This is a genomic window from Duncaniella sp. (genome assembly GCF_029056165.1).
GTDB lineage: Bacteria > Bacteroidota > Bacteroidia > Bacteroidales > Muribaculaceae > Duncaniella.
Genome location: NZ_JAIDBW010000027.1, coordinates 1 through 7,025 on the forward strand (window position 1 = coordinate 1; position 7,025 = coordinate 7,025).

Genomic DNA, 7,025 nt, shown 5'->3' on the forward strand with positions numbered 1-7,025 from the left:
TAGCTCAGCTGGTTCAGAGCGTCTGCCTTACAAGCAGAGGGTCGGGGGTTCGAATCCCTCAGCGCCCACTCTTAAAATCGAATCCGATCTCCAATCGCGATTCGATTTTTTGTTTATCTCCTGCGTAGTGCAATCCACATCCGGAGCGACCGAATGTTAAAACATACCCGTATAAAGATACAATAATTAACGTGTTTTCACAATCAAAACCAAGTGTGAAAACACGTTTTAATATTTTAGAGTATTTTCACACTGCGAATTATCTAACTGAATAGCAACCAATTAGAATCAGAAATCAAAAGTCATTCTACTAATTTCACCCGTTTTGGCTTGACAAAATTTTTTCAAACCGTTCAAAATGACTAACTTTGAAGGGTACGGATACAATTTGTAAATATCCGTTAAAACTAACTTTATGGAACAGACTCTAATCATATTCAAGCCATCAGCTATCGAGCGCGCTCTTGTCGGCAAGATCCTCTCCCGCTTCGAGCAGAAGGGCCTCACAATTACCGGCATGAAGATGATGAAACTCTCCGAAGAGCTTCTGCGCCAACACTACGCCCACCTCGTGGATCGTCCCTTCTTCCCCCTGATACTTGCTTCCATGACAGCATCGCCTGTGATCGTCATGGTACTCAAAGGAGTCGAGGCAATCTCGGTGGTTCGCTCACTCACAGGTGCTACCAACGGCCGAAACGCCGCTCCCGGCACTATCCGTGGCGACTTTTCACTTTCCAATCAGGAAAATCTCATCCACGCATCCTCCTCGCCTGAGGATGCCGAGATCGAAATCAACCGATTCTTCTCTCCGGAAGAAATCTTTGACCGCACCCCGCTCCTGACACCTTTCATCTACAGTGCTCAGGACAATCCTCCGACCTGATTTAACGTCTTATAATTTAGCCTTAAACCATCATCCCCGTTATCACTCCTCTTGCCGGAAAAAACATCAGTACAAAAAATGAAATTCTTTAAGCTCAATACTCTTCTCGCAGCCCTCCTCACATCAGCAGCCGCATTTACATCTCAGGCACAGCTCAAGCTCCCTGCCTCTCATACAAACCAGCACAATTCACTGATCGCCAACCAGAAGCCCTCAGTAAACCCCTTCAAGATCGAGAACAACAACGTCCTTCTCAACCAGATAAAAGAGCGCGAAGCAGCCATCAACAATGAAATCTTCACCTCATTCTGGACAAGCGACCGCGTAAACCCCTACGGAACAGCAGTCACAATCCCCGATCACAAGGACATTGACGTATCTGAATACACCACCCCTACCCCCGGCCACATCACTTCAAACTACGGCTATCGTTCGCGCTTCGGCCGTATGCACTACGGAATTGACCTTAAACTTCAGGTAGGCGACACTGTCCGTGCAGCATTCACCGGTAAGGTACGACTCACGAAATACGAAGGCCGCGGCTATGGTTACTATGTCGTCATTCGTCACGAAAACGGACTTGAAACCGTCTATGGCCACCTCAGCCGTTTCCTCGTAAAACCCGATCAATTCGTAAAGGCCGGCGATCCTATCGCCCTCGGAGGCAACACAGGCCGCAGCACCGGCGCACACCTCCATTTCGAAACCCGCTATCTCGGCATTCCTATCAATCCGGCTGCGATCATCGACTTTGAAAACGGCGTCCCCCACAAGGATCTTTTTGCTTTCGACAAGCGCACTTACGGCAAATCACAGAAATACACCCCTGCAAAACGCAAAAGAACTACCGCTTCACGCAAGCGCAAGACCTCAAGCCGCCGCACAACGAAAGCCTCTGCCAAGAAATAACAGTACTGACCTTCCGGCAAGTTTTCAACCAAGCTAAGATAAACAAAGTTAGCTGAACGGATGCGTTAATAATCTTTTCAACCACTACTTAAAAATAAACGATAAGCCCGCGACGATGAAAGTTGTCGCGGGCTTATCGTTTATTTAATCCTTTCCTTCTTTCCGGCAAGGAGTCTCCGGGCCTCAGAGACGCTCCTTCTCAAGCCCCTTACGTGTCTCATCCGTGACAGGGACAAGGGGAAGCCTCAACACCTCCTTGTAGCGCGGGAAAAGAATATGGAGCATACATTTTATACCCGCAGGATTACCGTCCTTGAAAAGGAGCGAATAAAGGGCTGAGAACTGCTGGTGAAGCTTGGCCGCACCCTCCGGAGTCTCATCTTCCATGCTGTGATGAATCATATCCACGAATTGCGCGGGATATGCGTTTCCAAGAACCGAAATCACACCGTCGCCACCGAAACGGATCATACTGTGGGCAAGCGAATCATCGCCCGAAATAACCAAGAATCCCTCCGGACGGCGCGTCATCACCTCCTGAGCCTGCTGCATATTACCGCTTGCCTCCTTGATACCGATGATCTTATTCGGAAATTCCTTGGCCAGACGGATTATGGTATCGGTATTCATGTTCACCCCGGTGCGCCCCGGTATATTGTAAAGGATAATCGGTATGGGCGAAGCCTTGGCAATTTCGGCAAAATGCCTGTACATGCCTTCCTGAGTAGGTTTATTGTAATAAGGCACGACAGAAAGGATGGCATCAAATTCATCCAGACGCTCCATCTCTTTCAGTTCCGTCAGCACGTTACGCGTAGAATTGCCTCCGATACCGATCACCACCGGACAGCGGTGGCCTACATAGTCAAGAATATGGAGTGCAAGTTCGTGTTTCTCGTCGCCGCTGAGTGTCGGGGTTTCTGCTGTTGTACCGAGAGCCACGATATAGTCAGCCTTGCCATCGATCAGATAGTCAAGGTGCATATCAAGCGTGTGGTAGTCTATATCTCCGTTCTCTAAGAAAGGGGTGGTCAGAGCTACACCCATCCCTCGTAAGTGCTCAGTTGACATAAAGTGAGAGTCGTTATTATATGATATTTACTTATTTAACCTATTTAGAAAAAGTCCCGTGTTTAATTGAGACCGTATGTAATACCCATGACTTCAATAATTCAAATCAAAGTTCAATATGGCTACTCAAAATGCAAGCTAATTCCAGCCTGACGCAACAAATTCAAACGGAAACCGCCTATATTTTCGCAAAATTAATAATTATTCTCCAACTCTGCAACATTGTGGAAAAAAGAGGATGCCGTGTAGAGCTATTTAAAACAATCACTGCCTACTATCCCACGTTCAGGCAACAAGACTCCATTGTTAAAATTTATTATTTTATAGTACCTTGTATTGCATAGTACCTTACATTCCCTTACCTTTGCATCGTCAACGAAAAGATAACTCCTCACAAAAACACCTGAAACTCTCATGAACATTGACAATCTAAAATCACAGATGCGCAAAGGCATGCTCGAATTTTGCGTGCTGCTCCTCCTGAAGCGTGGCGACGCTTACGCATCCGAGATGATCGCCCGCCTGAAAGAGGCGCATCTCATCGTGATGGAAGGTACGCTCTACCCTCTCCTGACACGCCTTAAAAACGATGGACTCCTCGCCTACCGCTGGGAGGAATCAATGCAGGGGCCTCCACGGAAATACTACTCCATCACTCCTCTCGGACTCGAATTTCTCGGTCAATTACAGAACTCTTGGGACGAGATAGCCCAGTCGGTCAATCTCCTCCTTTCCGACAAAATCCTCCTCTCCCGATCATCCGACTAAACTCATTCACCTCTAACACCTCAAACCCGACTTAACAATGAAAAAGACTTTCCCCGTCAACATCAACGGCAACATATTCTACATCGACGAGGATGCCTACACCCTCCTTCTCGACTATCTCTCACAACTCCGTGCCACCTTCACCGGGGAAGAGGGCGAAGAGATCGTCAACGATATCGAATCGCGCATCTCCGAGCACTTCGACGAGCGCATACGTCTTGGTGCAAACGTAATCGTCCTTGAGGATGTCAACCGTGTAATCGAAACTATGGGTCGCCCCGAAGAACTCTCCGAGGAGAGTGAGTCAGAGCCGTCACAGCCATCAGAATCGGCTTCCGGCACTCAGACCGACAGTAGCGAAGTCCCACCCTTCCACGGCACGGCAACCCCTCCTCCAGTCCATAAGAAGCTCTACCGCGACGTGCGCCACGGAGTTTTCGGCGGTGTCCTTGCCGGCCTCGCCCAGTATCTCGGTTGGGATGTCACAGTGATGCGCATCCTCGCCGTAGTCCTCACAGTCTGCACCTACTTCTGGCCCTGCGTGATCATCTACCTCATCGCATGGATGATCATTCCCGTAGCGCGCACCCCGCGCGAAATCCTTGAGATGCAGGGACAGCCAGTCACACTCGACAATATCGGCCAGACCGTCATCAACAACTCCGTCCCCCCGTCCGCGCCTATCCCCGGAGAGAATCCCTCATCATTTTCCAACTTCATCAACACCTTCTTCTCGATAGCAGCGAAATTCATCCTCGGATTCTTCGCCATCCTTTTCGGCCTCGGCTGCATAGGTCTCATCGGCGTAATCCTCGCAACCATTGTAGGCATCACCCTCTACTCATTCACAGGCATTCCAAACGTGCTCGACGGTCTCGGATTCATGGATACCAACTCACCCCTCATCGAGTCATGGGGACGCATCTGCATCTTCTTCGCCGTGCTCATCCCTCTTTTCTTGGTCGTCCGCTACTCATGCATCCATCTTCTCAATTACAAAGCACCATCCACGGCCACGATCATCACAGCCGTCATCTTTGAAGTCCTCTTCATCATCGGAGCGGTGACCCTCCTCGCTATCGCTGAAAATTCCGGAGATGCATACTATAATTATAGCTGCACCCTCCTTTCGCTCCCGGATTCCGGTGTGCTCCTCACCTCATTCTCCCCCGTCTCCTCATCCATGACCCTCGCGGATACCATCCTCTCCACCATCTCCCCCGTCTGGGCAGCACTACCCGTAGCAATCCTCGTCGCACCCATTATCTCAGCCTGACCCGTTCTCTCCCCTACGTGGCAGTGTCAGCATGGATAAATTCCGGGGTGCAGACCCTACAACCGAGGTGATTTTACCGTATAGCCACAAAACATAATAAATGTAGGACCTTCCTGATCGAAGGTCCTACATCCGCATTTAGCCTATCTTAGCAGCACGCATACAATATCTTTCCACCGTCCGCTACACGAAAGTCACGGATATAGCCGCACTCCGACCCCGCAAGGAGGCGGAGGCGGAGACGGGATATGGTCACAGCGGCAATCCGGACTTCCGGACTGTGCGACATTCGGTGTAAATAATTTCTATCTGATCTGAAAAAATCATTGCGTTGCGTAAAGATTAAGCCGATCCTGTCATATTAAGTCATGACAGGATGAATGAATAATCTTTTGCAACGGGAGGCAAAAATATTTCGGTTTATCCCTCGTGCATCGCATGTCAGTCCAACGAGAGGGAAAGGGTGAAGAGCCGTTCCACAATTTTCAGTCATTCCGCTGTCATCTATCTGACCGTCGGACAGGCCGAATTGCCAAGATTATGTAATCACCCTCCCGATGAAGCCAATTCCAATATCCTATTTCATCGGGTTGCATTGCAAAATTAATACTAATTTTCAAGACCGGCAAACTCTCCCTGCAAATTTTCATCGGCCGTCGGGCAACTATCTTATCCCGAAAACTTGCTTTTCTCAAAAAAGTTCCCTATTTTCGCTTTCGGGAATATCATCAAGCCCGACAGTAGGCTGCCGATACCCATAATGGTGAAACCGCATGAAACTCATTGAGGAATTTCTGGATTATCTGCGTCTCGAACTCAATTACTCGCAGCTCACAGTCAGTGCCTACGGTACTGACCTGCGCGTATGGGCCGACTACGCTACCGACGGGCATCCCGAACAGCTTTCACCGACAGACGTCACCACCTCTGACCTGCGCCTCTGGGTGGCTCAGCTCGCTTCGCAGGGAGTATCCGTAAGATCGATCCGACGCAAAGCCTCGGCCCTAAGATCTTTTTTCCGCTTCCTCATGAAGCGTCATGGCCTTGCATCCAATCCGGCCACCGGGCTCATCCTCGCCAAGCTTCCCAAGGATCTTCCCGTCTATGTACGCCCGGAGGACACAGCCCGAATAATCGACGATGGAAAAGAAGAAGCCGAGGAAAGTCCGGACGATTTCACCCTGCTGCGTGACAATCTGATAGTCAGCCTGCTTTACTCTACCGGTATGCGCTGCTCCGAACTCGTCGGACTGCTCGACGTGAACACTGACACCCGTAAGGGTGAACTAAAAGTGCTCGGAAAGCGTAATAAAGAAAGAATAATACCTATCGGTCCTGAACTCTCCGACGCCATCGACACCTACCGCCGGCTGCGCGACGCCTCTCCTCTGACCTCCATCTCTCCCTCCGACCGCGAGTCACCCCTGCTCGTGACGCGCACCGGTAGCCCTCTCTACCGCCGTCTGGTCTATCGTGTGGTCAACCGGACTCTCACCGAAGGTAATGTTCACGCGTCACGCCTGAGTCCCCACACTCTGCGCCACTCGTTTGCTACGGATATGCTCAATGCAGGCGCACCGATCAGCTCCGTCCAGCAGCTCCTCGGACATGCCTCTCTCGCCTCGACGCAAATATACACTCACGTCACTTATAGTGAACTTAAAAATAATTATCAACTCGCACACCCGCGTGCCCTAAAAAAAGGAGGAAAAAATGGAAACTAACATCAAAGCCATCCACTTCGACATCAGCGAAAAGCTCACTTCCTTCATCAACAAGAAAATAGAGAAGCTCTCACGTCGTTATCCCGATGTGATGACGGCCGAAATCTCCCTTAAAGTGGTTAAACCTGAAACCGCGCTCAACAAGCAGGCCATCGTAAGCCTTACCGTACCCCAAGAGCCGGATCTCGTTGCCGACAAGACTGCCGACACCTTTGAGGAAGCTATCGACAACTGTATCGAAGCCCTTGATCACCAGCTCGAAAGGATCAAGAACAAGAAGTAATATCCGTATTATACCCCCCCGCCCTCTCATATATCCTCATAATAACTCATATTTATTCTTAACGACCAAAATCCAATGGTGTGGTTCAGAATCTGAACCACACCATTG

At 49.7% G+C, this 7,025-nt stretch carries 7 protein-coding genes and 1 tRNA gene; 7 read left to right on the plus strand and 1 reads right to left on the minus strand.

All coding sequences use genetic code 11. The features are described from left to right. Position 1 precedes the first annotated feature (1 nt). The 3 genes from K2G41_RS05705 to K2G41_RS05715 all read left to right on the plus strand — a co-directional run bounded on the left by K2G41_RS05705 (position 2) and on the right by K2G41_RS05715 (position 1,795). Positions 2 to 68: transfer RNA gene (locus K2G41_RS05705), tRNA-Val, on the plus strand. 347 nt (positions 69 to 415) lie between these two features. Then, positions 416 to 886: a nucleoside-diphosphate kinase gene (ndk, locus tag K2G41_RS05710; RefSeq protein WP_300116289.1), complete on the plus strand. Its 471-nt coding sequence runs from the start codon at positions 416 to 418 to the stop codon at positions 884 to 886. A gap of 78 nt (positions 887 to 964) precedes the next feature. After that, positions 965 to 1,795: a M23 family metallopeptidase gene (locus K2G41_RS05715; RefSeq protein ID WP_300116291.1), complete on the plus strand. Its 831-nt coding sequence runs from the start codon at positions 965 to 967 to the stop codon at positions 1,793 to 1,795. A 183-nt stretch (positions 1,796 to 1,978) separates the two neighbouring features. Here the strand turns inward: K2G41_RS05715 and dapA are convergent, their stop codons facing one another. After that, on the minus strand, positions 1,979 to 2,866 hold the full coding sequence (dapA, locus tag K2G41_RS05720; RefSeq protein ID WP_300116293.1) for a 4-hydroxy-tetrahydrodipicolinate synthase: 888 nt from the start codon (positions 2,864 to 2,866) through the stop codon (positions 1,979 to 1,981). 414 nt (positions 2,867 to 3,280) lie between these two features. Here dapA and K2G41_RS05725 point away from each other — a divergent pair, with 414 nt between their 5' ends. From K2G41_RS05725 to raiA, 4 genes are all read left to right on the plus strand, one after another. Next, positions 3,281 to 3,634, plus strand: coding sequence for a PadR family transcriptional regulator (locus K2G41_RS05725; protein ID WP_300116296.1), 354 nt, complete (start codon positions 3,281 to 3,283; stop codon positions 3,632 to 3,634). 37 nt (positions 3,635 to 3,671) lie between these two features. Continuing rightward, positions 3,672 to 4,910 carry a PspC domain-containing protein gene (locus tag K2G41_RS05730; RefSeq protein WP_300116300.1) on the plus strand — a complete coding sequence of 413 codons (1,239 nt, stop codon included), beginning with the start codon at positions 3,672 to 3,674 and terminating at the stop codon, positions 4,908 to 4,910. Between the two features lie 773 nt (positions 4,911 to 5,683). After that, entirely contained in the window at positions 5,684 to 6,634 is a 951-nt protein-coding gene (locus tag K2G41_RS05735; protein WP_300116303.1) for a tyrosine-type recombinase/integrase, read from the plus strand. Further along, positions 6,624 to 6,917 carry a ribosome-associated translation inhibitor RaiA gene (gene raiA, locus K2G41_RS05740; protein ID WP_300116305.1) on the plus strand — a complete coding sequence of 98 codons (294 nt, stop codon included), beginning with the start codon at positions 6,624 to 6,626 and terminating at the stop codon, positions 6,915 to 6,917. Before K2G41_RS05735 ends, raiA begins: the two co-directional genes overlap by 11 nt. Positions 6,918 to 7,025: the final 108 nt, after the last annotated feature.